This window comes from Rhizomicrobium palustre (genome assembly GCF_011761565.1).
Classification (GTDB): domain Bacteria; phylum Pseudomonadota; class Alphaproteobacteria; order Micropepsales; family Micropepsaceae; genus Rhizomicrobium; species Rhizomicrobium palustre.
Genome location: NZ_JAASRM010000001.1, coordinates 2,579,048 through 2,604,479, shown reverse-complemented (window position 1 = coordinate 2,604,479; position 25,432 = coordinate 2,579,048). Strand labels below are relative to the sequence as shown.

At 59.0% G+C, this 25,432-nt stretch carries 21 protein-coding genes and 2 pseudogenes; 5 read left to right on the top strand and 18 right to left on the bottom strand.

From position 1 onward, the window contains the following. Positions 1-7: 7 nt before the first annotated feature. From FHS83_RS11605 to FHS83_RS11590, 4 genes are all read right to left on the bottom strand, one after another. Positions 8-1,189 (bottom strand): hypothetical protein, encoded by a 1,182-nt coding sequence (locus FHS83_RS11605; protein ID WP_167083118.1) that lies wholly within the window; start codon positions 1,187-1,189, stop codon positions 8-10. A 3-nt stretch (positions 1,190-1,192) separates the two neighbouring features. Then, complete coding sequence (locus tag FHS83_RS11600) at positions 1,193-2,101, bottom strand: SPFH domain-containing protein (protein WP_167083117.1); 909 nt, start codon at positions 2,099-2,101, stop codon at positions 1,193-1,195. 79 nt (positions 2,102-2,180) lie between these two features. Further along, positions 2,181-4,799, bottom strand: coding sequence for a glycoside hydrolase family 31 protein (locus tag FHS83_RS11595; RefSeq protein WP_167083116.1), 2,619 nt, complete (start codon positions 4,797-4,799; stop codon positions 2,181-2,183). A 414-nt stretch (positions 4,800-5,213) separates the two neighbouring features. Then, the gene (locus tag FHS83_RS11590; protein ID WP_167083115.1) at positions 5,214-8,171 is read right to left on the bottom strand and encodes a TonB-dependent receptor; all 2,958 of its coding nucleotides are present in this window, start codon (positions 8,169-8,171) and stop codon (positions 5,214-5,216) included. A 591-nt stretch (positions 8,172-8,762) separates the two neighbouring features. On the opposite strand from FHS83_RS11590, the gene FHS83_RS11585 reads away from it, so the two are divergent. Continuing rightward, positions 8,763-9,518, top strand: coding sequence for a LytR/AlgR family response regulator transcription factor (locus FHS83_RS11585; protein WP_167083114.1), 756 nt, complete (start codon positions 8,763-8,765; stop codon positions 9,516-9,518). A 411-nt stretch (positions 9,519-9,929) separates the two neighbouring features. Here FHS83_RS11585 and FHS83_RS19915 read toward each other — a convergent pair. Continuing rightward, positions 9,930-10,842, bottom strand: a pseudogene (locus tag FHS83_RS19915) (LysR family transcriptional regulator). 96 nt (positions 10,843-10,938) lie between these two features. On the opposite strand from FHS83_RS19915, the gene FHS83_RS11575 reads away from it, so the two are divergent. Together FHS83_RS11575 and FHS83_RS11570 are read left to right on the top strand one after the other, a co-directional pair. After that, positions 10,939-11,268, top strand: coding sequence for a nuclear transport factor 2 family protein (locus FHS83_RS11575; RefSeq protein ID WP_167083113.1), 330 nt, complete (start codon positions 10,939-10,941; stop codon positions 11,266-11,268). Then, positions 11,265-12,029: an SDR family oxidoreductase gene (locus FHS83_RS11570; protein WP_167083112.1), complete on the top strand. Its 765-nt coding sequence runs from the start codon at positions 11,265-11,267 to the stop codon at positions 12,027-12,029. Before FHS83_RS11575 ends, FHS83_RS11570 begins: the two co-directional genes overlap by 4 nt. Here FHS83_RS11570 and FHS83_RS11565 read toward each other — a convergent pair. Further along, positions 12,024-12,881, bottom strand: a complete 858-nt coding sequence (locus FHS83_RS11565; protein WP_167083111.1) for a sulfotransferase domain-containing protein — start codon at positions 12,879-12,881, stop codon at positions 12,024-12,026. The genes FHS83_RS11570 and FHS83_RS11565 overlap by 6 nt on opposite strands. After that, the gene (locus tag FHS83_RS11560) at positions 12,874-13,788 is read right to left on the bottom strand and encodes a hypothetical protein (protein WP_167083110.1); all 915 of its coding nucleotides are present in this window, start codon (positions 13,786-13,788) and stop codon (positions 12,874-12,876) included. The genes FHS83_RS11565 and FHS83_RS11560 overlap by 8 nt, the downstream gene beginning before the upstream one ends. A gap of 126 nt (positions 13,789-13,914) precedes the next feature. Between FHS83_RS11560 and FHS83_RS11555 the strand changes: the two genes are divergently transcribed. Together FHS83_RS11555 and FHS83_RS11550 are read left to right on the top strand one after the other, a co-directional pair. Further along, positions 13,915-14,628: a prepilin peptidase gene (locus FHS83_RS11555; RefSeq protein WP_167083109.1), complete on the top strand. Its 714-nt coding sequence runs from the start codon at positions 13,915-13,917 to the stop codon at positions 14,626-14,628. A gap of 15 nt (positions 14,629-14,643) precedes the next feature. Then, complete coding sequence (locus FHS83_RS11550) at positions 14,644-15,273, top strand: prepilin peptidase (RefSeq protein WP_167083108.1); 630 nt, start codon at positions 14,644-14,646, stop codon at positions 15,271-15,273. 39 nt (positions 15,274-15,312) lie between these two features. On the opposite strand, the gene FHS83_RS11545 is transcribed toward FHS83_RS11550, so the two are convergent. From FHS83_RS11545 to FHS83_RS11495, 11 genes and pseudogenes are all read right to left on the bottom strand, one after another. Further along, positions 15,313-16,170, bottom strand: a complete 858-nt coding sequence (locus FHS83_RS11545) for a type II secretion system protein GspK (protein WP_167083107.1) — start codon at positions 16,168-16,170, stop codon at positions 15,313-15,315. Beyond that, positions 16,167-18,137 (bottom strand): type II secretion system secretin GspD, encoded by a 1,971-nt coding sequence (gene gspD, locus FHS83_RS11540; RefSeq protein WP_167083106.1) that lies wholly within the window; start codon positions 18,135-18,137, stop codon positions 16,167-16,169. Before gspD ends, FHS83_RS11545 begins: the two co-directional genes overlap by 4 nt. A gap of 269 nt (positions 18,138-18,406) precedes the next feature. After that, the gene (locus tag FHS83_RS11535; protein WP_167083105.1) at positions 18,407-18,811 is read right to left on the bottom strand and encodes a hypothetical protein; all 405 of its coding nucleotides are present in this window, start codon (positions 18,809-18,811) and stop codon (positions 18,407-18,409) included. Between the two features lie 19 nt (positions 18,812-18,830). Continuing rightward, complete coding sequence (gene gspM, locus FHS83_RS11530; protein WP_167083104.1) at positions 18,831-19,412, bottom strand: type II secretion system protein GspM; 582 nt, start codon at positions 19,410-19,412, stop codon at positions 18,831-18,833. Next, positions 19,412-20,461 carry a PilN domain-containing protein gene (locus tag FHS83_RS11525; RefSeq protein WP_167083103.1) on the bottom strand — a complete coding sequence of 350 codons (1,050 nt, stop codon included), beginning with the start codon at positions 20,459-20,461 and terminating at the stop codon, positions 19,412-19,414. Before FHS83_RS11525 ends, gspM begins: the two co-directional genes overlap by 1 nt. Next, positions 20,458-21,123, bottom strand: coding sequence for a prepilin-type N-terminal cleavage/methylation domain-containing protein (locus FHS83_RS11520; protein ID WP_167083102.1), 666 nt, complete (start codon positions 21,121-21,123; stop codon positions 20,458-20,460). Before FHS83_RS11520 ends, FHS83_RS11525 begins: the two co-directional genes overlap by 4 nt. After that, entirely contained in the window at positions 21,110-21,487 is a 378-nt protein-coding gene (locus tag FHS83_RS11515) for a type II secretion system protein (RefSeq protein ID WP_167083101.1), read from the bottom strand. Before FHS83_RS11515 ends, FHS83_RS11520 begins: the two co-directional genes overlap by 14 nt. Next, on the bottom strand, positions 21,484-21,912 hold the full coding sequence (locus FHS83_RS11510; RefSeq protein WP_167083100.1) for a prepilin-type N-terminal cleavage/methylation domain-containing protein: 429 nt from the start codon (positions 21,910-21,912) through the stop codon (positions 21,484-21,486). Before FHS83_RS11510 ends, FHS83_RS11515 begins: the two co-directional genes overlap by 4 nt. Next, complete coding sequence (gspG, locus tag FHS83_RS11505; protein ID WP_208414535.1) at positions 21,896-22,330, bottom strand: type II secretion system major pseudopilin GspG; 435 nt, start codon at positions 22,328-22,330, stop codon at positions 21,896-21,898. The genes FHS83_RS11510 and gspG overlap by 17 nt, the downstream gene beginning before the upstream one ends. A 95-nt stretch (positions 22,331-22,425) precedes the next feature. Further along, positions 22,426-23,427: pseudogene (locus FHS83_RS11500) on the bottom strand (type II secretion system F family protein); the annotation flags it as partial. Between the two features lie 110 nt (positions 23,428-23,537). Beyond that, entirely contained in the window at positions 23,538-25,217 is a 1,680-nt protein-coding gene (locus tag FHS83_RS11495) for a GspE/PulE family protein (protein WP_167083098.1), read from the bottom strand. Positions 25,218-25,432 lie beyond the last annotated feature (215 nt).

Here is a 25,432-nt window from a genome sequence, read left to right as displayed (position 1 = left end):
CGCTATGTTAGGAATCATGCACACCGCCCGACCGGCAGCTCTTTAGCTTGACCCAAGCCCAGCCCAGCGCGCCCTTACCCTCCCGAACGCATACTGTCGCGCCGAGGCCCCAGGCGAGATATTCGGCGCTGGTAACGGAAAAATCAGTGGCGCCTCCACCAGCTCGCCATGGCGCCACAGACACCGTGTAGCTGGTGCTGCGGCCATGGTTCACGTGATGATCGACCACCACGGTGGAGACGATGCGGGTTGGCGCCGTGTCGAACATCTCATCTGCGTAAGCAAGGGCACTGCCGGTATAGAAAAACACGCAGACCCCAAAGCCAAACAGCATGGCCGACCAATCCATTCCCGGCGAACGCAGGCGGACGTAAAAGACCGCGATCACGGCGGCAGCGAGCGCGGGCAGAAACAGCGGATGATAAGTGACGAGCTGCAGGCGTTCGAGCACCAGGAAAGAAAGAAATAGCGCAGGAAACATCACAAGCTGAAACATCGAGGGGCGCGCATCCACCTCGCTCTGGTCATCTAGAAACCGCAGCTGCCCCGGATAGGCAATATCAAGCAGCACTGCGATGAACGGCAGAGCCATCAAAGGTACCGCAGCCCAACTCGCTCCGTTGGCCAAAAATGCCACCGCCAAAGCGGCAAACCCGAGCACGGTAACGCCGCCAATCAGCCTTTTTAGAAATTGCGCCCGTGCCACGCGGGCATTTGGATCGGCGCCAAACGCAGGAGTAGCGGCCTCTACCACATGGCACTCCGCCTCGGCCTCAGCATCGATATCCTTGAGACCGGCAAACCAGGGCGCCACATCGGGATGCTCTAAAATCCACAAGGGCAGATGCACCGGGGCTGCGCCAACCGGTTTAAGCTCGATGACTAGCGACACCCTGGAACGACGTCTCCAAGAGAAGCGGTTAAGCCTACGATAGCCTTCCACATCGCATTTGCGCACGGTGCTGGTCGAAAAACCGTTGAAATAGTCTAGCTGCTCGGCTGACAGGCGCACATGCTCGCGTGACGCGGCGAAAAGCAGGTAAAGCCCACCGAGGAACGGCAGTGCCGACCAAATACCGACACCGTTCTGCAGCCAAATATTGGCGGCGAACCAAAGGATGAGGAGAAGCCCCATCGCATACCAGCCGATCTGGTGCGAAACAGGGGGGCGAAATGTTTGTGAAGCCATGACTTATTTCACCGGAACCACCGGCGTAACATTGCCGCCGATAATAAAGGTGCATTTGCCGCCGTTGCAGACCTGCCGCTGCATGTCGATCTGCTGCAGGCGGATGAATTGTTCGGGCGTGAGCTGCATCTTTTCGCGATAGGCATTATCGGCATCAGCGCGTGCGAGTTCCGCGCCTTTGCGGGCCTCTTCGGCGAGCTGGGTCTGCTTTTCTGTAATCTGGCGCTGCTGTTCGGCGGCGGTGCGCACGCGCTGATCGCGAATGGCATCTGGCGGATTGGTTTTGCCGAGGTTGAAATCCACCAGCTCCACCGGCATGCCGCGCTTGGCAATATAGGCGGCGATGGCGAGCTTGACCTCATGCTCGATCTTCTCATCGGCGGTATAGGCGATGGCGATCTCGTTGAGGCCGTATTTCTTCACCGCCATGCGGATAGTGTTGCGGATCGGGCCTTGCAAATTATAGGCATACCACGCCGGGAGCCGCCCGCCTTCGGCATGCGCATCGGCAACATCGTCGAGCGCGCCGCCGAATTTGTCGACCAGCTTGACGCTATCGATGACGCGTAGCTGCACATAGCCATCGAAGCTAAGTGGAACCCCATCCGAGGTCATGATGTCGGCGAAGTGCTCGCGCATCAGTTGGGGCATCACCGAAATATAAACCACCTGGGTGGTGATAGCGGTGTAGGTGAGCCCAGTCTTGACCGGCTCGGCCTCGATGCCGCCATGGCCGAAGACCCAAGGCTTGCGGATCAACACCGCCTCTTGCCCCGAATCCGGCGCCGCCCGCCCGCAAGCCCCCAGACCTATCGCCGGAAGAAGCAAGGCCAGCAGCAAGAGCGGCGTATTTTTCGCGGAAAAGACGCGGCGCGCACCGCTTGCGCCGGATGCCGTGATTTCTTTGCCCATCTATACCCCCCATAGTCGCCCAAAGCTTAGCACACCTCCATGACAGCAGGGCAACCGCGGGCGGCATAATTGGCGAGCCTTAGAATTGGAGCCGCATTTCCTTGCCGTCATAGGCGACGGGCTTGCCCTCCCCTTGGCCGGCCACAGCCACGTGAAAGCTGCGCCGCTCCAGCATGCCCGGGAAACGGCCCTTGCGCGCCGAAATGATCAGCTCGCGGCTTTGGTTTTTCCAGGTGAAGGAAATCGTCGCGAAGGCGCCCTTTTCGTAATTGTAGTTGGTCCCCTCATCCTCATAGAGCTCGAAACGGCCATCCGCGCCGGGATAAACGCGAATGGTAAGATCGCGGCCGTCGGCTTCCGCCGTGCTTTGCACCACCGGGCCAAGCGGAACGATGCCGCCCGCGCGCACATGCAGAGGGATACGATCGATCGGCGCAGCGATGTCATGCTCCGCCCCGCCATCACGATGTTCGCCGGTCCAAAAATCGTACCAGCCGCCATCATTCTTCGGCAGATAGACGGACCAGGATTTCACGCCCGCCGCCAGAACCGGCGCGACATGGATCGCCTTGCCGAACATGAAGCTAGTGGTTTGATCGAGCGCCTTCGGATCCTGAGCGAAATCCAGCACCAAGGGCCGCAGCAGCGTGGAGCCCTTGCGCGTCACCGCCGCCGCCGCGCTGTAAATGTAAGGCAGCAGCCGGTAGCGCAGCTCGATAGTGGCGCGCGTGCGCGCTTCGACCTCGGCGCCGTAATGCCAGGGCTCCGTCGTCGTCTGATAGCCATGCACGCGCATCAGCGGCAGAAAGGCGGCGAACTGGAGCCAGCGCGAGAACAGCTCGTGATAGGCCGGATCGGTGTATTGCGATTTGCCGGGGCGGAAAAATCCGCCCGCATCGACCGTCCAATAGGGATAGCCCGCCGCCATCATGTTGAGGCCCGCGGGAATTTGGCGCCGAAGCGTTTCCCAATCGCAACCGATGTCGCCGGACCAGGTGGCCGAGGCATAGCGCTGCTGGCCAAGGAAGGCGCAGCGCGACAAGATCATCACCCGGCGATCGGGCGCATCGCGGCGCAGGCCCTCATAGACCGTGCGATTGACCTGGATGGGATATTGCAGGCGCACGATCTCGCCTGGCCCCGCCGCCGTCTTGCGCCCGGCAAGATCGTCATTTTCCGGCTCGGTCGCGTCTTGCCACCAGGCATCGATGCCCAGCGGCACGAGCTTGTGGCTCATCGCCCCCCAATAGGCCGCGGCGCAATCGGGGTTGAAGAAATCGATCCAGGTGGTGCCGGAAATATAGCAATTGCGCTTGGCGAGCGCCTTTCCGACATCGCTCGAGGGATCGACCTTCGACCATACCGAGACCATGAAGCGCGCCTTTATGCGATGCAGCTCGCCGATCATGCCGGCGGGATCAGGATAATCGGCTTCATCGAACTGCATGGCGTTCCAGCCATACTTACCCCAATACTGCCAATCCTGAACCATCACATCCATGGGGATATTCCGCGCGCGGAACATCTTGGCGTTGGTGAGGATCTCCTCGGAGGATTTATAGCGCTCGCGGCAATGGATATAGCCATAAGCCCATTTCGGCAGCATCGGCGCCGCGCCGGTGAGGCGGCGATATTCGGCAATGATGTCTTCGGCGGAAGGCCCGGCGATGACGATATAATCGACGCCCTCAGATACGGGCGAGCGCAGCACGGTCGTATCCTCGACCTTGCCAAAGCTGAGCCAAGGGGCATCCTTGGAATCGCCCACCACACGCAGCTTATGGGCGCCGCGCGCCAAATCGGCGAAGAAGCTGGTAGTCGGCGGCAGCCAGAAATTGGCGAAATCCACCAGCACTTTGCCGTCGATCTCGACATGATATTTCGAGGCCATGGCATTGCCGACGTCGAGAAGGAACCCATAACGCCCGCTTTCAGGCACTTCGAAGGCGCATTCGAAGGCGGCGAGGCTGCGCTTGATCTCCGCGGCGCCGACGGTGGTGGTGACACTGACCGTGGTGCTGCCGCCTTCGAAGGGCACGCGCGCGGGCTTCAACATAGTGCCGCGCGGGTTCAGCTCCATCAGCCCGGTGTTGTGCCACAAAAGGCCATAGCCCTTGCTGGAGAGGAGGAACGGCAGGCTGATTTGGGTATTGACCTGGGTCAGGCGACGGCTGAGGCCGCGCAGATTAAGAAATCCGTCCTGAAACTGGCCGGTGCCGAAGAGACGTTCATCCGCAGGCGAGACAAACCCCTGCTCCGCGATCAGCGTGTTCTGATCCTGGAGTTTGGAAGGCGTGAGGCTGCGCACGCCTTCCGCCAAGATGCGCGTGCCCCTGCCATCGAAGAAGCTCAGGCGGCCGGTTTCCGTGTTGAGGCGGCAGGAGATGCTTTTCATCCGCAGCACCACCTCGCCCGCGGTTTCCTCTTTAGCCGCGAAGGGGATGGTCTTGTCGGAGAGCAAAATCGTGCTGGGCTTGAAGAACGGCCCGACCTGAATGCGCAAGGCCCGGTCGCTCAAGGCGGTGATATGCAGAGGACTTCCAGCCGCATCGCGTGAGAACCCATGCCCGGCAGGGGAACGCCCCTTCGCCTCGGCCGAGACCGCCGCCACCGCCGCCCCGCAGAGCTGCAAGGTCCCGCGGCGGGTCAGATCAGCCACCTGCCCAATAGGCTGCGTGGTTTTGTCGGCGGTTCCCATTTTGTGCCCCCTGCAATTTGTCTGCTTTTTTAGATGGTAGCATCAAACAGCGCAAATGCACCCCCGCCCGGGGTCGCGGCACACCGGCTGCGCCCCTTTCTCAGAGCTGCGCAGCACATCCAAGGTGTGAGGCCAGAGGATTAGTTGAGAGTTTTGGAACACCCGCCCTGACAAAAAGCTAAGCCTCTGAGAGGGGCATTACCTGGCTTTGCCACAGGATGGATTGGACGAATGTGAAAATGGAGCAAAAAAAAAATGCGAGGCGGCAGAGCGCCTCGCAAGAAAGTCGGTGCTTTCGGAAGGAGACGTCCAATCAAACCTTGAGAAAAGCACCGACAAATCCGAACGCCATTCGGCCATGTACAGGGAAAGAAGCGGGCCGATGGGGTCGCCATCAGCCCGCCAGGGAGGGACTTACAGCTTGAAGTGCACACCGGCCGTGTAGCTGCGGCCGAGGGAAATGACGCCATACACTTGGTCGGCGAACCGGCCACGGGTCGAGTAAGAGTTGTTGGTCAGGTTCGAGGCCGTGAAGTAAGCCTTCAGGTTGTCGGTGATATCGTAACCGCCGCTGAGAGACAGATCCCAGTTGCCGTTCACGAAGACCGGCTCCGTGCCAAACATGCCGTTGCCCTGGCCCTGACCGAAGCGGTCAAGGTAGGTGTCACGCCAGTTGGCGGCAAAGCGAAGCTCGATGCCGTCCTTGTCATAGAAGACGGTGAAGTTCGCCGAGTCAGCCAAGCCGGCAACCGCGAAGTTGCTGACCAGCAGATTGTGCGCATCATATGGCCGGTCGCTTTGAACGATCGTGCCGTTGAGCAAGTAGCCGAAGCCACTGTCGCCGAACGTATGCTGCCAAGCGAGCTCGAGGCCGTAGACATTGGCCGAGGGCCCATTGATGACGCTGTTGAGCGTGAACACAGGATTATTGCCCGTGTTCGGATCGATCACACCCGTCACCACTTTCGTCGAGGTGCCGTTGATGACGAAGTTCGACACGTTCTTCAGGAACACGTCGGCCGACAGATAGGAGTTGCCGGCGTAGTACCATTCCGCAGCCACGTCCAAGTTGTCAGAGAGGAACGGCAACAGATTCGGGTTGCCGCCTGTGGCCGTGAGCGAGCCCTTGCGGCCGCCATAGGACACAGTGGCGGTCAGGTTGGCGATCGGCGCCCTAGTCATCGTGCGAGACCCATCGAACCGCAGATGGAAGTCGTCGGTGACGTTCAAGGTCAGATCGAGGTTCGGCAGCAGATAAGAGTAGGTGTTCTTAACGCTGACGTCCTTCGGCGTAGTGAGGATGAAATTATACGCGGTAAGGTCACCAGGCGTGATGACCATGTCCTTCAGCTCGGTGCCGAAACCAGAGGCCGTCATGTCGGTGTATTCCCAGCGCAGGCCGCCGTTGATCTTCAAAGGCATGTCGCCAACCTTCGCTGTCGACGCGAAGCTCACATAGAAAGCGTAGTTGTCTTCAAAGAGCTTCTGATACTGCGACTTGGATTCGTCGGGCATCAGAGCCGGAATCATACCGTGGAAGCCCGCCGGATCGGTGAGGGCACCGCAGTTGACGCCGTTGGGGGTCGGGAAGCCCCAAACTTTATTGCCCTTGGCATCAAGGGTGTAGGGACATGTGATGGACGTACCGGTCTTGCTGTTCAGGTACGAATAGACGTCATAGGCATTGGTGATCGGCAGACCCGGAATTACGCCGCCCGAAGGCGCCGTCCAACCCGGGATGCTATCGGGCTTCATCGTCTTGACGCCATGGAACAACGACGCCGGAAGGTGGTAACCGGCATCCGAACCGGAATCGAGCTTGTTATGCGAATCCGGGCCGTAGCCCGAGACGACCTGCCAGTTGTTATTGGAACCGCCGAACAAGTCCGTGTAGGAGCGCGTGATGAAGTGGTTCGGCTGATACTGCGCACCGGCCTTGATCTTGAGGTCGCCGTACTCGACGTTGCCTTCCAGTCTGGCCTGATTGACCAGATAGGTATTGTTCCTGTTGTTCACCACCATCACGTGGGAACCCAGGATGCTGCCGTCAGGCGTCAAGCCGGTATTGATGCCCGTGAACTTGGAAGCATCGCCGCTCGGGCCGACACCAGAGTAGTACGGCAGATTGTGTCCGCCAGCCTGAGTAACGGTGTAGGCGGAGCCGTAAATGCCGCCGGGGCCCGACGGACCATAGCCGATGCCGGCAGAGACTTCCTGCAGATGGTCACGGCCGTTCGGGTTGAGAGCGGACAGCGCTTGGCTGTAGTCAGCGATGATCGTGACGTGATCGTTGACGTTATATTTGAAATTAATGCCCCAATTGTAGGTCTGCTGGATCTGCTGGCTTCTGACGTCGTCGAAATCCTGCGGTCCACTGCGCGTAAACGCCATGGCGGTGCCGTTCTTGGAAAGCGACACGTTGCGCATATCGCCGACGCTGTTCCACAGCGCGTAGGTCAGCGAATCCTGCATCAGGTCATCGCGCGCGAAGTTGCCATCGAGCGTGATTTCCAAGGCTTGCGTCGGCCGGAACTGGCCCACGGCGCGCAGGTTGATGCGCTCTTCGTTGATCTGGTTCCAGTCGACTGCATAGTCCTGCGTCCACCAGACCGGCTTGCTGGTATCGGCCACCGCACGTTTATCGTAATTGGCCTTGGTCGCATCGTCCGACATTGTCGAACAATCCGGTCCCGTATAGCCGGACATCTGGCACGGCGCGAGGTACGAGCCGTTCCAGCCCCAGTTCTGGACCTGCCACTGGCTAGTCTGGAAGCTCGAATACGAGCCGGCTACGAGAAAGCCGATCTTGTCGCCAGCGAAGGTATCGCTGATCAGGAAGTTGCCATTGGGCATCCAGCGACCGTCGTCGGTGTTAATGCTGCCCGAAGCAGACGCCACAGCCGTGAAGCCGGGCTTGTCGAACGGCTTCGGATAAATGACGTTGATGCTGGCACCGATGGCGCCGGCCGACATCGCGGCATCCGGCGATTTCAATACTTCCAGACGGGCGACCATGTCGGCGGAAAGACCGCTGAAGTCGAACGAACGGCCGCCAGTGGTCACGCCGGTTACGGAGTTCGCCGACGGGATGAAGCGTCCATCGAACAGGGTTTCATTATAGGTCGGGCCGAAGCCGCGAACGGTAATCGACACGCCTTGGCCGGTCGTGGTCGCCTGGCCGTTATTGGTCGAGTTGGCCGTCATCGACATCGTCACGCCAGGAATGCGCATCAGAGCGTTGGCGAGGTTCGCATCCGGGAATTTGCCGATGTCTTCCATCGTGATCGCATCGACCAGACCGAGGCTATCGCGTTTGATGTCCAGGTTGCGCTGCAGCGATCCGCGAATGCCGGTCACAACGACCGTTTCCATAGAGCCGGAGTCCTGTGCCCAGCCCGGAGCCGCCAGCATAAACAGCGCAGTTATGGCCGTGGAACTACGCCATATTTGCCTACTCTTCATGTTCATTTCCCCTTCACTTTTTGCAAGCGCCCTTTTAGACAGCGCTTACCAAATGATCGTTTTGGCGATGGGGAATGGCAATCCTTGCCGAAACGGTTTGCGACGAGCCGCTATTCCATCGCGCCGAACCGTTCGTCGCGCAAAAGAAACGGTTCGCAGGAATCGCGGCCGTCCGGCTCGCACGGTGTTGCTGCGCGCTAAACTCAAAAGCAGCTCAAACCTTCGCGGCACTAGGCAGGCTTAAAACGAAGATCGCGGAAGATCATAGCTTTCGCATTCATCGCAACACGCCCTGTACTAATTCGTATACGGAGGCAAATCCCGAGCAGCATGTTAGTGAGCGCATCATATAAATCAGAAAAATCCGAAGCGCCGTCGCGCGACTGAGAGAATTTCTCATCACACCGTATTATCACACCTTATAAGCATATTTCGACGCATTGCTCCGCACGTGTATAAGCGCCAGACTTTCAACTAAGGGGATCACCAGGACAGCGGCATATGCTTGGTGCGATTATCGCGGACGGGGAAGAGTCGGCGCGTCATCACATACTGGATTTTCTGCGATATCATGCGGACATCGCGGTTTTGCGCGAATGCAGTGATGGATTGGCAACCGTCGAGGCGACTAACGAACTTAACCCGGCTCTGCTTTTTCTAGCCATAGATATGCCGAAGCTCGACGGCTTCGGCATTTTATCCGCCGTAGAATCGCTGCCGACGGTCATCCTGATGGCCACACAGCCGCAATATGCCGTGGCCGCGTTCGATGCGAAGGTTCTCGATTATCTCTTGAAGCCGGTGCGCAAACCGCGCTTCGACGAAGCCCTAGACCGGGCCAGGACGCGGATCCACGAGCTAGGGGAGCTTGCCAAACTCTCGACCGTCGCAGCCGAACCTAATCCGCTGGTTATCAAAGTGGACGGGCGGACATTGTTTCTGCCACGCGATAGCGTCGAATGCATCAAAGCGGAGCGCGACTACGTGCTGGTTTGCGCCGACAAAGCCGAACATCTGGTCCGCGAGACACTGACCTCCATCTCGAGCCGGCTCGACCATCGCTTTCTGCGCATCCACCGCTCCGCCATTGTCAATCTCGAGCACGTCCGCCAGGTTCATCCGCTGTTTGCCGGCGATGCGCGGCTGACGCTCGCAAGCGGGCGCCAACTCACGCTGAGCCGCACGCATCGCCAGGCATTCGAAGAATTCGTCTATGGCTTCAGGGGGCAGCACCCGCCCACGGTTCCGGCATTTTGAACCGCCGCACAGATGGTGGGGACCAGCCGCGTGAACGCCTTCAACGAATCGCGATGGCCGCAAGTGGCGATCCAGCCGCAGCCCCGACGCGTGCAAACGCGCCAGTCCGAATATTGGATAGATGTTGAACAGCCCGCCAGGCAATCAACCTAAGCCCTTGAACAGGCTTGGCGCTCCCAACGAGAATCGAACTCGTGTTTCAGCCTTGAGAGAGTGCCAGGACGCAATTTTATTGTCCATCTATGTCCGCCAATGTTCGTGCTTTTTCAAATGCTTATCCATGCATTGGTCATGGTTGTTTACCACCGCTCGTCCACGCATATCAAAAAATCCGAGGTGGGACGTTGGCCCGCACAGTTCGCGATACAGTTTTGTGTAACTGGCTTTGCTGTCTGGCATCACGAGCCATCCTCAAGGCTGTACGAGCCGTCCAGCGGCGAAGTCGCGCGCGAGCGCGATGAAGGCCTGAAAGGCTGCCGAGGAGTTGCGCCGATTTGCGTAATAGAGGCAAAGCGGCGCGAGCGGGGGCGTCCAGTCCTCAAGAATGCGAACGAGCCGACCTGCCGAGATGTCCTCGCGGACATCGCCTTCCATAAAATAGCCGATACCAACACCATTCAATGCTGCGATACGGGCCACAGAGGCTTCGTCCAAGGTGATCGGGCCATCGACATCCAGCTTCAGCTCTTCGCCGTCCTTCTCGAACCGCCATAGAAGCAATGCGCCGTTGGGAAGCCGCCCGCGAAGACAGGGATAGGTCAGCAGCTCCTGCGGCACCTGGGGGACAGGTCTGTTCTGGAAAAAGGTCGGGGACGCTGCAACCGCGATCCGTCTCTCGCGACCCAGCGGTATAGCGATCGCATCGCTCGGCACCCAGCTCCTTAGCTCGTACGCCGAGATCGAACCCCGCAGCCACGACATCGACAAGCCGCCCTTCGGTGACGATGTCGATATGCACCTGCGGATAGCGTTCCAGATAAGTCAGGACGAGCGGCGCCATGATCTCGCGGGCGGCTGTCGCGAAGGCATTGATGCGCAAGGTGCCGGACGGGGCTTCCTGCTGGGAACGCGCCGTATCCATCGCCTTCTGAATGCCGTCGAACGCCGGCTTGATCTGGGCGACGAAGATCCGCCCTGCGTGAGTGAGCGAAACGCTGCGCGTGGTCCGATTGAACAGCCGCACGGCCAGCTCCCGCTCAAGCTTCTGCACAGCATTGCTGATGGCGGTGGTCGACATCCCAAGTTCGAGCGCCGCCGCCCGAAACGAGCCGCATCGCACAATCGCCAGAACGGCTTCGAGTTCGATTAGCGAATGCCGCATCATTGTCCCGTTTTTCGTGACACCACATCCTGATTTGTTTCGATTATCGGGCGAGAAGTCCATCTCTAGATTCGTCTCATCCCAGTCAAGGAGATGAGCATGTCACTGAATTTACCCGCCCCGATCGCCGACTATATCGAGGCGAACAAGCGTCTCGATCTGGAAGGCATGATGAAGCACTTCGCGCCTGACGCCGTGTTTCGCGACAACGGCAAGGATTTCGTGGGTCAAACCGCGATCCGCAAAATGCTGAAGGAAGAAGCCATTGCCGTGAAAGCGATCTTCGAGCCGGATACTTCGCGGGAAGAGGATGGCGACATCGTGCTGGAGGGACCCGCGCATGGCGAATTCCCCGGCAGCCCGCTTCGCTTCACCTATCGCTTCAAGATGGAAGGCGACACCATCAAGACGCTGGAGACGACGGTATGAGCATGATCGCGAACCCAGACGAATTCGCCGGCAAACGCGTGCTTGTCAGCGGCGGCACCAAGGGCCTTGGCCGGGCCGCGGTCGAGCGCTTCCTTGCCGGCGGAGCCCGCGTCATCACGGCCGCCCGTACAGTCAAGAACCCCATTGAGAGCGTCGAATATGTCCAGGCAGACCTGACGACCGTTGAAGGTGGCGAAGCACTGGCGAAGGCGGCGCTGGCGCGGCTGGGCGGAGTCGACGTCCTCGCCCATGTGATCGGCGGGTCGACCATGCCGCCCGGCGGATTCGCCGCGCTGACGGACGACATTTGGCTGTCGGAACTGAACCTCAATCTTCTGGCGACGGTTCGCCTCGATCGCCTTCTGATCCCGCAGATGATCGAGCGCGGGGGCGGCGCCGTGGTGCACGTCACCTCAACCCAGTCGAAGCTGCCCCTGCCCGAGTCCACCACCGCCTACGCGGCCGCCAAGGGGGCGCTGCGAACCTACAGCAAATCCATCTCCAAGGAGCTCGGTCCAAAAGGCGTTCGCGTCAACATCGTCTGTCCCGGATGGATCATGACCGAAGGCGCCGTCGACCTGGTGAAGAACATGCAGGCCACCAATGGTGGCACGTATGAGGAGGCACGGCAGGCGATCATAGCCTGGATCGGTGGAATCCCGATCGGGCGCGGGGCCGAGCCGTCCGAGGTGGCCGACCTCTCGCTCGACAAGGCCATGCTGCAGGACCGGCATGCCGTATATAAAATCCCTGCGCTATAGCGGCTCGCCGCGCGCATCGAGGTACCCGAAACGGGTCATAACATCACCATGCACGTCCACAAGACGACGTACAAGCTCCGATGGCAACTCCTGCCGCCAACTGCCCGTCTGGCCTTTTCGAAAAAAACTACCCCGGGCACATTCGGAATGTTCCCGGAAGCCGCCTGTCAATTCCACTTCCTTGAGCCTTTCAAAGCGCGAATTCGAGACGGCATGCGTCAAGCGCTGTTCGTCGGACGAAAGGCCACAAAAAGCGACGATCCTTCGAAGGGATTCCAACGTATCCGACTTTAAATCTTCATAGCGAATAACGAGTACAGACAAACCCGATTCATCACACCAGCTTCGCACATGATGGCTCCAACTCGACAATGGCTGCCACACGCTGCGCGAAAGCCGCCGCCGGCTTCCTCCAAGCGCATAGTTGGGATCGCAAAGCCGTTCCACGGCCGTCGCATTATCCACGCCCCAATGAACAGCAGCGGATGGGGCCACATCGAGCACACTTCGTAAAATATAAACCACGCCTTTTGTGCAATCGGCGGGAAACACGGCCAGCCCTCTGTCAGAGCAACGCCAATTGTCGTGCATCTTGACGATCAAATCGTCCCGCGCATCGCGGGCCATGGCGCGATAAATTTCCGGACGCAGGCGGTCCACCAGAGCGGCTCCCAAAGTGGAGGTCTTAAATCCACAATATTCGTCGAAAGCCGCGCGACCAAAGCCCTTGCCATCCCCCAAAGCATTGATGTCCACCGCAGCACCGCTGTCGTTTCGATAGTTCGCAAGCAGGATGCGCACCCAGGTGTTGCCCGACTTCGGATAGGATGCCAGCCAAGTTATCTTAGCCATGGCGGGACAATTCCTGGGTATTCGCCAAAGCCTGCATGATCCCGTCCGCCACATGCTCGATCTCGGCCAAATGCCGATGGGGCACAATCACGTTGTGATAAGGAACATTGGCGATGGCGCCATATATCTGCAACTGATCGGCGCGAGCGCCAAGCGTCAAGCAGATGCGCTCGTGATAGGACAACAGGGCCCCCGATTGGAGCCGCTGTAACCCTCCGACCGGCTCCCACTGTATTTCTTCGCCCAGCCGATTGGTGGACAGGCAATAAATCGCCTTGAGGGGAACTATCCTGTTACAGAACCGATCTAATCGTACCGTCCAATAGGGAGACTCAAAACGATCGGAGGGGACCTGCTCAAGCCCTTGCGGCGGTGAATTGCCGAAGAGAGACGTTATAGCGTCTGGCCATAGAGCGAGTTCCGGCCAAACCGGAGCGACCACCGGCCGATGGCCCTCGTCCAGCATCACCGGCGCGACATCGTCAGCAAGCAGGCGTGCACCGCGCGATAGAAGCGCCGCTGCAAGACTTGATTTTCCGCTGCCACATACGCCGAGAAGCAAAACCGCACCGCAATCAATCTCAACTGCCGCGCCATTGCAGCCATGAGCGCCCCGCAGCCAAAGAAGCGCGGCCAGAGGTGTACGCCGGAGCAGCCGATGCAGATGCTCCAGCGCGTCCGGCACCAGAGGCTCAATCAAAATCTCGCGACGGCTGATTAACAGCCGCGCGATTTCTGGAACCCGCAGGAGAAGCTCTGAAGCATTCGCCTCCCACAACACGCCGCGATCACACACATCGGCGAGCGAAGGGGGAATTGGGGCTTCCTTAACAATGACGTCCGCGACGCATTCCGGTAGCATCCCTGCCAAGCACTGCGAATTTATAGCCTGCATCTCTATGAGCAATCGTTAGACGCAATATCCTCATGGAAACACATCTAATAGCGTTCTCGGCGCGGGTTCGCGAGCAGACCAAAATAAATCTGTCAGATTTTGGCAGATATGGTGATGTTGGTTAGGAACGCCCAAAACATGACAGCCGATCCGCAGCTCTGGCTATCGCTTTTCTTAATTGCCCCTATCGTCGGTAGCTTTCTGGGTGTGGTAATTCAACGCCTTCCGGACGGACAGCCGATCTTATGGGCACGTTCCAAATGTGACAGTTGCAGTCACAGTCTTTCCTGGTACGACCTGTTTCCAATATTTAGTTGGATTTTTCTACGGGGACGCTGCCGGTATTGCGGCGCCAAACTAGGTGTTTTTTTTCCGGCCATAGAGCTTGCGGCCCTGCTTCCTGTGGCCGCGGGGCTTTCCATCACAGTGCCGTCGGTAAAGAGCGTTCTTCTCGGCTGGGCCATCATTCCCATCCTTGTCCTCGATTGCACCGGGCGCCCAGTCACGCTGGTTCTAGGTTTAGCCTTGGCTCTCTTGGGTCTGGCAACGCACATGGCATGGGCCACCGTGGTTAGCATGGCGATCGCCCTACCAGTGGCGGGGCTTGTCGCCTGCCTCCACGAGGACAACATATCCACCTCCGCGGCGCGAGGCATCCTGCCGCTCGGACTGGCAACTTGGCTCCATGGCACGCAAGTCATCGCCACAATTGCCATGTCGGCCCTCTTGGTCGTTCCAATAGCAATTTGGGGCAATCGCCTTCCCGCCGCCATCGAGCACATTTCATGGCGATCCCCCGCCATTCTTTGTGCATGGCTTACTTGTCTATATGGTCCAATCTTCCTGGTTTAACGCAAGCAACGCGCCATGCCATATTCTCCATATAATTACGCCATTTCAGCGCTTGGCCTCGGCGCAGCAATTGCAGTGGGCCCTATTGTCGAACGGCTTGCGGGAACGACATCATGGCGCCTGCGCGCCTATATTTCATCGGCCTGCGTGCTTGCCATGGCTTGGGGGTATTCAAGCGCTGCGCCATACCTAATATTAGAGAGCTGGGTTTTGGCCTTCGCGCTCGTGATCCTCGCCAGCACGGACTTGCTCGTGCTGCGTCTACCCAATGCGGTTACACTGCCGTTGCTTGCCGCCGGTATCGCCATGTCCCTGCTGGATCTCCCCCCCAGCTTGGCGGATCGCATTATCGGCGGCTGCATCGGCTATCTTACGATTGCGATGATCGCCCATATCCATCGCAAACTGAGCGGCCGTGAGGGCATTGGGCTTGGGGACGCCAAGCTCCTCGCCGCAGCCGGTGCTTGGCTTGGTTGGACCGGCCTTCCCTCTGTTGTGCTGCTGGCGAGTGTTGGCGGCTTGATCTGGGCCGCTGTGCGATTTCTGCTCGACCGAAATACGCTTTCCGCCCCCATTCCCTTCGGGGTGCCTCTCACCGCCGCGTTCTGGCTTGTGTGGCTCTACGGCCCCCTCAACATCTCATGATCGCCCATCCCATGCGGTTTGGCTAATAGAACCCCCATATCAACGTGCGAACCGAATCCAATAGGGCTGCTCTGGATTTCCCGTGAACTGCACGACCACGTCGCGCCGAAAGCTGCTGCCGCCATCCAACCCTGTTGCGAGCACTGTGACGGCGAGCACGCGCCCGGTCACCGGTATTTTATCCCAAAAATCGAGCGCGGGCTGATTACCCGAAAGCATCTCGCGCCGCCTGTCCGCATCATATTGACCACCGTTGCGATCTTTCATGGCCACCAGCGCCATCGGAACCGCCAATGCCGGCTCAAATGTTCCAAATATTCCCTTGGTGACTGTGATCGCAGGCGCAATTCGTTCAAGCAACGCGTTATCCATGCCTCTTATTTTTGCCAGTTCATCGATCGTACGAATCTCGCCGTTGCGCGGGGGAAACCCCATCGACCGATAGAAACTGGATTCCGCGCCATGCTGCCGCGCACTGTCGTCACTGTCTTTCCAGTCATTGAGCGAGTCCACAAGAATCTCCAGGCGCTCACCTTCGACACCGGCCGCAGCAAAGAGCCGCCGCTCGACATCTGGCCCGGCGCTGTTAAGAGGAACTTTGCCCCGTTCATCCTGAACTGTAATCGACAGATTGACACCTTCGAAATACAGGGCGTGCACCCGCCCGTCGGCCCGCAGCCGCTGGGTGCTGTCTTTGAGACCGAGCTGATATATCGTCATGGCAAGCCCGGCATCCGCCGCCGCAATGAGACGCGCTTGACCCGATTCCGCGGCCAGCACCGCGGACACGCCACGCTCGGTCTGTAGTATTTCAAGTGCAATGTACGTGGAGACGACTGCCGCGAGCAGCGCCGCAATGTATGCCGTTCCACGATCACCGCTGCTTTCGCGGATCACAAAGGCCTCGCTGCGGCAGAATGCGGTTCGATACTCTTCATCTTGGACGTGATCTCATCCGTCATCGCTTCCGCGTCGCCCGGATTGCGCACGACGCGGGGCGTCAACAAAATAAGGAGTTCCGTGCGGCCCCGCACATTATCCGTCGACCCCAGCAATCTGCCTAAAAGGGGAATGCGGTTGAGGAACGGAATGCCGTCATTGGCGTCGTTGCGCGTCTCCTTGATAAGCCCGCCCAGGGCAATGGTCTGCCCGTCGCGAACCGCAATGGAGCTTGCAATTCGCCTCTGTTGTATGGTGGGCGAATTGATCTTCGAGGAACTCGTCGTGCCGACTTCGCTGACCTCTTGGGAGATATCGAGCAATACCAGCCCGCTATCGTTCACGCGCGGCGTTACCCGCAAGATAATACCCGTGTCGCGATATTCAATGGAGTTCACGATCGGAGAGCCCGCCGTATCCGTGCTCACCGCCGATTGCGTCGCAACGGGAACCTGATCGCCAACCTGCAGGGTCGCGGTGTGATTGTTCAAAACGAACAATTGGGGCGACGACAAAACGTTCACCTTGGTGATGTTGGAAAGCGCATTCAGCACCACTTTGATATTATCGTTGTTCGAGAAAATATAATTGAACCCCGGATAGGACGGCACCAAGGCGGCCGCCGTTCCTTGTGTCATGTTGTAGGTGTTCTGCCGGGCCTGGAAAAACCACTGCACGCCGAAATGGATTTCATCGGTCAGAGATACTTCGGTAATTGCAGCTTGTACCATAACCTGCAACGGCGGTACGTCGAGCCTGTGCAGCGCGTTTTTCACAATCTCGTATTGCGGCGGCGTGGCGTATATGACCAAAGCATTATTGGTTTCGTCTGCGGTGACGGTCATTTCTTCACCCGATGCGCCAAGTTTGATGGCTTGTCCCGCTGCATCGGCCGTTCTTTTGTTTGTGCCTAGAACGTCGTTCCCGGAGCCGGACGAAAATTCGTTTTTGGCAGAGGGGACGGACCCATTTTTTCCGGCCGTGCCGGCCGTGGCCAAATTCGTCTGGCCGGCAGCCTGCGATCCCCCGCCGAATGCAGCCGAGAGAACCGAGGCGATATCGGCAGCACGCCCATTCTGAACGTTGTAGACGAACAGGCGGCGCTGGCTGCCTTCCGCTTCCCGGTCGATCATCTCGACCATCTTGCGCGCCTGATCGAGATAGCTGGCTTGTCCCGATATTACGAGGATCCCGTTGCCCTGACGGATCGGCATAATGCGGACCATGCCGTGCGTGGGCATGCCGTCCGCATCGAGAATTTCCTTGAGCTGGGTCGCTACGGACTGGCTATCCGACCATTGTGGCACCAGCAAAGCAAAGGACATCCCCTTCAGCCAGTTCACGTCGAATTGCCGAATGAGATTGCGCATGGTCTGCCTCTGGTTCGCAGACCCCGTAACAATCATGACATTACGCGACGGGTCGCCGAGGCTGAGACCATTTTCCGGCACGAGCGGATCGATCACTTTCTTGAGCTCGGCGGCATTTACAAAACGTAAAGGTACCGCTTCGCTGCCATACCCGCTATTGCCGGGATCGACGAGCGTACCGCGATGCTGCGCAGCGCTGAGCGGAACAATGCTGTAGAGCGCGCCATTCTGCACCAGCGTGAGTTTCGCCGCCTGGAGCGACGTTTCCAAAATCCCAAGCACCTGATCGCGGCGCACGGGTGAGGTTGTTTCCACCGTGACCGAGCCCTGCGCGCTGGGGTCGACAGTATAGGTGAGGCCTAGCAAATCGCCGAGGATCGCTTTGGCAACGTCTTGCACGCTGGCGGAAACGAAGTTCAACGTGACATCACTCGGACTGTGTTTGGCGACACCGCGCTTGGCGACAGAAGTATCCATCAAGATACCGGAGCCACGCACCATGCTTGAGCGCGTCGGCAGACCTTCCGTCTCGTCGTCCCGGGATGCTGCCGACACGACCTTGTCGTCCTGCTTGGAAACGGCGGATTTGTCTTGCTCGCGAGAACCAGTTGACGATTGAACTTCTCCCGCTTGGGCGCTTGATGAGGAGCGGTCCTCTGCTTTGGCGGCTGGCTTGTCTTGCTGCCTAGGTGTCTCCTGACTTGGCAGCGGTTGGGATATGGCGACGGGCGGACTCTGCTCCGTGGTTTGCGCCCAGACGACGCAACAAGATACCTCCGAGGCCAACACGGCTAGACCGGTCGCCAATAGTATTCCTGTTCGGCTCATTTTTTCCCCGCTTCCGCAACCGTGCTCTGAATGGCGCCGTGGCTTTGAACATCAATCTTCAAAATCCGGCGCTCCCCCTTGCGTTCAAAAAGCACGCGATCTGGCGCGATCGAGGTGATGCTCCAGCCAGCCGCGATATCGCCGGGCCGCCCCCGTATGACCGGTCCATTCACGTCCTGCAGCAAAGCTGTCGCCTTGTTCCCTGCGATCCCCACCCCCACCAGCGTGAGGCCGGACATCGGCTCCATCATCGGATGACGATCACTCGAGAAAATTGGCCTCTGTAGAATCTCCGGATAGTTTGTCTTCATGGGCGTGATCCTCATCACCTCCCGGCGCGGAGGCAGCTGCGTCGCTTCCGGCAGATCCGGATCCACCGGCAAAGCGACTTGCAGTGCCAAAACGCCGAGAAGAACGCCGCTAAGCATGATCGGGATTCGCGCCTGACGCAGGCGTGGTCTCGATGTGAAGATGGGCGGAGACTTCGAGTCGGACTGCGAGGCTATCGGGCTCACTCGACTGCGGATTGCCCGCGGTGCCAATCGAGAGATAGTCGACCACAACATAGGGCTCCTCACTTTGCAAACGTGTCAGGACGGCGTTCAACTGACCCAGTGTGAGCCGCATGTCGCTTCGAACACTGATCCAGTCGCGTGGAATGCCGCTATGTACTTCCTGAGATGCCACGACAGTACCGCCGACCGCCCGTGCGGTCTGGGCAATCCTGCGGTTGATAATTTCGATTCCCACTTGGCGCGTAGGCGCCACGATAGAAAATCGCGCTTCAGTGTCGGATTGTTGCTTCGCTGCCATTCGCCACCCCGCCAATCCAGCCAATATGTGATCGTTTCGACTGTATTGCTCGCGAAGGTCCACACGCGCTTCGGCGCGGTCCGCAAAGCCGTCGATGATCGGCAACAAAGCGCCATACCAAATCAGAGCAACCAACGCGAAGAGCAGAGCGAAAGCTGCCAGTTTTTTCTCGCGCGGAGATAATCTCATTATCGCTGCGCCTTGCTTGGACGTATGGAGACCTCGAACGGGCCACCTTCCGCCTGCTTTGGTGAGTTGGAATACAGAACCTTACGCAGGACGGCAGACGAGCGCAGCTGGGCCACCGCATCGGTGTTCGGTTGCACCACACCTGCTAAACGCAAACGGACGCCGTCCCACTCAAACCGTTGAACATAGGCCCCGTCGGGCAGAGCATTGGTCACCGTGGCGAGCATCGCCAATGGTGAAGTCTCCGTGCGCCGCTGTAGTAACAAGCGCCGCTGTTGGTTCTCTACAACAACACGCCGGTGCAACGCGTTCGCGACGGCAATCGAAGTTTGCTGCGCATCGATCCGATCAGACAGAGCATGAATGCTGGCTATATCCCGCACGATGAAAAGAGCAAAATTTGCTACCATCAGGGCAACAACTAGCAGCCAACAATAGCTGCGCAACACCCGGCCATTGCCATGCCCATCCGCTTCACCGAGCGCCTTGAGGAAATCGAACCGCGCCACCCCTAGGTGATGGTCAACGAGGCACACGGAACGCGGCATCCCGACGGATTCGCTTAGTTGCTTGAGGCTTTGTTTCAATGTTTCGCGTTCCACCACGGCCATCGCGACCCGGCAGGTGAGACTTCCGGGTTCGGCCTTCTCCATGGGCTCCAAATCGAAGATGACATCCTCGGCGGCAAAGGGCGTCAGCCTGTCGAGATCGATCGCCGTCGCCTTGCGCATTTCGGCAACCGGCATCACCGGAAGCTCCAGCTCATGCACCAGAACATCTGCTGACGGCAAAGCGAACGCGGATTTTGGCAGCAGCTTTTCCGGCGGACCAAACCGAGGAACGGGAAGAGCTGTCCCTGGCCTATATTCGCGAAACACCAGCCGCACATCCACATACTCAGCGACAAGCTGCGCCTTTCCCACCGCGCCCACATGGCTGACAGATGGAAGCACCGAGCGTATCTCGCCAAGCCACCACGACCAGGCGCGATACAGCCCGTGGCCAAGGGACGCCATATCCATTGTGAGGATCGCTCGGATGCTCATCATGGGCGACCCACGCAGCGACCGTTGTCCATAGACCGTATGCAGTCGGAGTCGATCGTCGCTATGGGGTGTACAACAAAATCTGGCCACCAGCGGCCGTCTCCGGGGGGAAAATTCACGCGCACACGCAGCAGCGCAGGCGGTGATGGCCTTTTGTGCCAGCTATTCTGCCAGCCTTTACCTGAAGCTGCATCGAAATAGGAAAGCTCGACGCTCTGCACCCCGCGCAGCAGCGTTTCGACAAGCGGTGGCCCGCTCATACGGTCTGGGACAAGTCCCCACAAGGAACTGCGGCTTGCTAGAACCAAGTCGCCGGCGGTGGTGACGCTAAGCGTATATCGGCGAAGAGCGCCGGGGGATTGGCTTTCCGGCGGCGGCGCGTAGAACGTCATGCTGGAATCGGTGCCGTCGAAGCCGGGATAGGCCGGCGACGCATCATAGCGGGTCTCAAAATAAATGCGTTCCATCCGATACCGCAGACCGTTTTGTGCGCTGTCCAGTGCCTCGGCAATCGCTGTGCGATCCACGGCGCCCCGCCAATAGTGATCGCCGGTGCTGAGACCCTGCACCAACAAAACACTGAACATTGCCAGCAGCGCGAAAGCGACGAGCATTTCGGTCAGCGTGAACCCCAGCTCACGCGCGCTGCAATCACCCCGCGGCAAGACGCAAACTCCTCAACTGAACCAGAACCGGCCCTCCGCTGCGCAGGCGGACAGACACCTGCACACGCCACAGGACACCAGCATCGCTTTGACCGCTGCTGCTTATGGGCTTGGCGGAAATGGCCCACACAAACGGTCCCTCTACCCCCTGGAGGTTGTTTTGCAGCGGATAGGCGATGCCCGCCGACGTGATCTGCGACCGGGCTACAAGCCCTGCCGCGCGAATGGTTTCAGATCGGCGGGCGCGCACGGCACTATCGGCGACGACCTGAAATAGTGCGGTCAGGCACAGCGTGATGATAAGAAGTGCCACAAGCACTTCCACCAGAGCCAGCCCATGCTCGCTTGCGGCCCCCAATTTCATGGCAGATGGCCGACAGCAACAACGCCTGTGATGGGATCTACACGGACATCCAGGTAGCGTCGAAACGCGTTGACGGAAATCTGCCCTCCCGATGACGTACCGTCGGCGTAGAACAGCAGAACATCGTCGGAGCCCGCGAACCTAACCCCATGCGACGCAGAGTGCCACCCTGCCGGAGTGCTATACCCATCACCTTTGGCATCGAGCGTAACGGCTTGCGATTGTCCCGACATTATCGCGTCAGCCCGCGCCTTGCGCAAATCGGCGGCAAAGCCAAACGCAGCCCGGCGCAACGCCAAAACATGGAACGCACGATCTAGTTGGGGAAATACCAGCATACTTGCCATGGCAGAGATGGAAAGTACGACCAGCACCTCGAGCAACGTAAATCCCTTTTCGGACGAAGTGTCACCAATTGCCGACATCCTGGGCCTCACCGCTTCCGCCTTCCGCCTTGTCCGATCCAAGCGTGTACACATCCACTTCGCCGTGCTTGCCAGGATTTGCATAGAGGTATGGCTGCCCCCAGGGATCGCGCAAAGCTTCCGCCCTGCGCAGATAGGGACCGTTCCAATTCGCGGCCGATGGCATCGGCGTAACCAGCGCGGTCAGTCCTTCCTGCGCCGTCGGATAACGCCCGACATCAAGCCGGAACAGATCCAATGCGGCGACGACGTTTTGAATCTGCACTTTCGCGGTTTGCGTCCGAGAACTGCCGACATATTTGAGCAATTGCGGCCCGACAATGGCGGCAAGCAATGCGAGGATTACGAGAACAACAAGCAGCTCAATCAGCGTAAAGCCGCCATCGCTCGACTTTTTAAGAAAACGTTGTCTCATCATTGCGTCACCATGTCGTTCATCCCGAGTATTGCCGTCATAATGCAGCCGATCAGCCCGGCCACCATAATGCCCAGACCGACGGTGATGGCGGGCGTCATGACGGCAAGGAGCCGCTGTGTTTTGGTTCGCACATTGCGATCAAGCACATCCGCCAGCCGCTCGAGCATCTGGCCAAGCTGTGCCGTTTCCTCGCCCGTTCGCATGAAGCTGATGGCCAGCCCGCAGAAGACATTCTCTGCCGCGAAATGGCGCGACAGGCCGCCACCTTCTTTGACGCTCTCGGCGACGCGGCGCACTGCCCCGACCATGAGGCTGTTGGCGATCACCTGACTGGCGATCATGAGCGCCGTCACAAGCGGGATGCCATTGTCCACAAGCGTGGCGAAGGTTCTGGAAAAACGCGCCGTTTCTGCATCACGGATGAGACTACCGATCAGCGGCATCTGCAAAACCAAGCGCTCCAGCCTGCGGCGTGTCGCTATCTGCCGAAACCAATAGCGCACCGCACCCACCGAACCAACCAAGGCCGCCAAGAGCACGAGTCCATAGTCGCGCACAAAACGGCTGACGGATAAAAGTATGCTGGTGGCGAGCGGAAGCTTTCCTCCCATATCGGACAGCATGGTCTCGAATTGCGGGATGACGACGAGCAACATAATGAGCATAACACCGACAGCCACGCAGATCAGCAGCGCGGGATAGATCAGGGCGGACGTCACTGTCTCTCGCAAGGTTTCGGCCCGATCCATGGTTTCAGCAAGGCGCGTCAATGCTTCCGCCAAGCGGCCGCTGGCTTCGCCGGCTTCGGCGAGCGCAACCGCCATCGGAGAATTCAGCAGCGGCGAATTGGCCAATGCGCGCGCGAGAGGCCCCCCCCCCTTCACCTCCTCGCGCACCTCCGCAAATGCCGCCTTGAGTGCCGGATGCGCGGCATGATCGGCCAACACCGCAAGCGCTCGATCGAGCGGCAATCCCGCGCCGATAAGCACCGCCAGTTCGCCGATGGCGCTCACCAAAGCTTTACGGCCAGCCGCATTCAGTCGCGAAGGCGCAGGCGGCTTGATCGTGCCCTTTCCCTCGCGCGCTTCGAGCGGCATCAGACCGGAGCGGCGCAAACTATCCAGCACGGCCACGCGCGAGGGCCCCTCGAGCGTGCCCAGGCGCATCTCCCCGGTCTTGACCGACACGGCGCGGTAATGGAACAGGGTCATGCGAATTCCTGCGTGACGCGCAAGACCTCCCCGAGCGTGGTCTGCCCCTGAAGCGCTTTGGCGACCCCGTCGGCGAAGATGGTCCGCATGCCTTCCTGTTCCGCGCAACGCGCGATCTCTCGCGCTTCCGTACGCGTCAGCACCAAGCGGGATACCGTCTCGGACATCGGCAGGAATTCCATCAACGCCAGGCGGCCGCGAAATCCGCTGCCCTTACATGCCCCGCAGCCCACGGCTTCGAAAAATTCCGTTCCTGCTTTCGAGGTCAGCCCAAGCGCACCCAGCATATCCGCGTCGGGAAGATAGATCCTGCGGCAGGCCGGACAGAGCCGGCGCACCAATCGTTGGCCGAGAACGCCGTTCAATACCGAGGAGATAAGATAAGGCTCCACCCCCATATCCAGCAGTCGTGTTATGGCGCTGGCCGCATCGTTGGTGTGAAGAGTTGACAGGATAGTGTGGCCAGTCAGCGCCGATTGGACGGCCACTTGGGCGGTCTCGATATCGCGGATTTCGCCGACCATGATGACGTCCGGATCGTGCCGGAGAAAAGAGCGCAAAGCGGCGGCGAAGCTGAGGCCGATCTGTGGTTTCACCTGGATCTGGTTGATACCGGAAAGGCGGTATTCAATAGGATCCTCCACCGTCAGAATCTTGACCTCAGGCGTGTTGAGAGCCGCCAGCGACGCATAAAGTGTCGTCGTCTTGCCGCTGCCCGTGGGGCCGGTAACAAGGAGAATGCCGTGCGGCTTCTTCAGTACTTTCATATACGCGGCGAGTGCCTCGGTATCGAACCCCAAAGAGGAAAAATCCAGCGACAAGCTCGAACGGTCCAGGATGCGCAACACGACGCTCTCGCCATGCGCCGTAGGCGCTGTGGCAACGCGAAAATCGATACCGTGCCCGCGCACGGCAAAATGCAGCCGGCCATCCTGCGGCAGCCGCCGCTCTGCGATATCGAGACTAGACATAACTTTGATACGCGAAACCACCGCTGCTTTGACATGGGTCGGCAGGGACGGCTCCTCCCGCAGAGCCCCGTCCACACGCAGGCGAAGTTTCAAACTATCCTCACCCGGCTCGATATGAATATCGGAAGCCCCAAGCTCCACGGCCCGCGCGATAATTCCATTCACAAGACGCACGACGGGGGCATCGCTCGCCAAATCCTTCAGATGCTCAAGGTCGATGTCGTCCGCACTCGCACCGAGCACCCCCTGCTCCAATGCGCGCGTTTCATAAAGACGTTCGAACGCCTGATCAAAATCTCCGGCCTTTGCCACCAGTGAGAGAATGGGACGGCGCAACTTGAACGCCAGTGCGCGCGCCGGATAGGAATCGAGCGGATCGACAAAAGCGACCTCAACCACTCCTTCTCTTTCCCGCAGAGGCAAAGCGCGCATCTCCCGCAAAAAACGCGGTGATATTTGACCTTCCAGCAACGGTTCGGCTGGATAATCCTCCGCAGTTGCCACCACCAGGCCCAAGGCATCCGCAACAGCATCGGCGAGAACCTGCTCCGAAATCATGCCCAGCCGCGTTAGTACGGAATCCAATCGTTCTGCGGTTTCAGCCTGCACCACTTGCGCCCGGGCGAGAGTGTCCCCCGTGACGAGTCCTTTGGCGAGCAGCAACTCCCCCAAAGTCGGAAACGGCACTGTACGCACGACTGTCATGACGACGTCCGCCGAATTCGAGTTTTGCAAGACCTATCTCAAAATTTTTTGGCACAAAATGAAATATTCAAGTGCCAAAACAGAGCAGCATCTACTTGCTGAAACTCGCACTTCCTCTTCTTTCTAAGATAACAGCGGCACCTATACACATCAACGTAAATAAAAACGTCACGAGTACATCGCACGACTGATACACTGGGATTTTTGTAAGCTCT

Bases quoted from the DNA above. Each gene is read 5' to 3' on its own strand.
- FHS83_RS11570 (WP_167083112.1), top strand. From the start codon at position 11,265: ATGAGCATGATCGCGAACCCAGACGAATTCGCCGGCAAACGCGTGCTT.
- FHS83_RS11565 (WP_167083111.1), bottom strand. From the start codon at position 12,881: ATGGCTAAGATAACTTGGCTGGCATCCTATCCGAAGTCGGGCAACACC.
- FHS83_RS11575 (WP_167083113.1), top strand. From the start codon at position 10,939: ATGTCACTGAATTTACCCGCCCCGATCGCCGACTATATCGAGGCGAAC.
- FHS83_RS11555 (WP_167083109.1), top strand. From the start codon at position 13,915: ATGACAGCCGATCCGCAGCTCTGGCTATCGCTTTTCTTAATTGCCCCT.
- FHS83_RS11550 (WP_167083108.1), top strand. From the start codon at position 14,644: ATGCCATATTCTCCATATAATTACGCCATTTCAGCGCTTGGCCTCGGC.
- FHS83_RS11510 (WP_167083100.1), bottom strand. From the start codon at position 21,912: ATGTCGGCAATTGGTGACACTTCGTCCGAAAAGGGATTTACGTTGCTC.
- FHS83_RS11590 (WP_167083115.1), bottom strand. From the start codon at position 8,171: ATGGAAACGGTCGTTGTGACCGGCATTCGCGGATCGCTGCAGCGCAAC.
- FHS83_RS11495 (WP_167083098.1), bottom strand. From the start codon at position 25,217: ATGACAGTCGTGCGTACAGTGCCGTTTCCGACTTTGGGGGAGTTGCTG.
- gspG (WP_208414535.1), bottom strand. From the start codon at position 22,330: ATGATGAGACAACGTTTTCTTAAAAAGTCGAGCGATGGCGGCTTTACG.
- FHS83_RS11600 (WP_167083117.1), bottom strand. From the start codon at position 2,101: ATGGGCAAAGAAATCACGGCATCCGGCGCAAGCGGTGCGCGCCGCGTC.
- FHS83_RS11595 (WP_167083116.1), bottom strand. From the start codon at position 4,799: ATGGGAACCGCCGACAAAACCACGCAGCCTATTGGGCAGGTGGCTGAT.
- FHS83_RS11525 (WP_167083103.1), bottom strand. From the start codon at position 20,461: ATGATGAGCATCCGAGCGATCCTCACAATGGATATGGCGTCCCTTGGC.
- gspM (WP_167083104.1), bottom strand. From the start codon at position 19,412: ATGAGATTATCTCCGCGCGAGAAAAAACTGGCAGCTTTCGCTCTGCTC.
- FHS83_RS11515 (WP_167083101.1), bottom strand. From the start codon at position 21,487: ATGAAATTGGGGGCCGCAAGCGAGCATGGGCTGGCTCTGGTGGAAGTG.
- FHS83_RS11605 (WP_167083118.1), bottom strand. From the start codon at position 1,189: ATGGCTTCACAAACATTTCGCCCCCCTGTTTCGCACCAGATCGGCTGG.
- FHS83_RS11585 (WP_167083114.1), top strand. From the start codon at position 8,763: ATGCTTGGTGCGATTATCGCGGACGGGGAAGAGTCGGCGCGTCATCAC.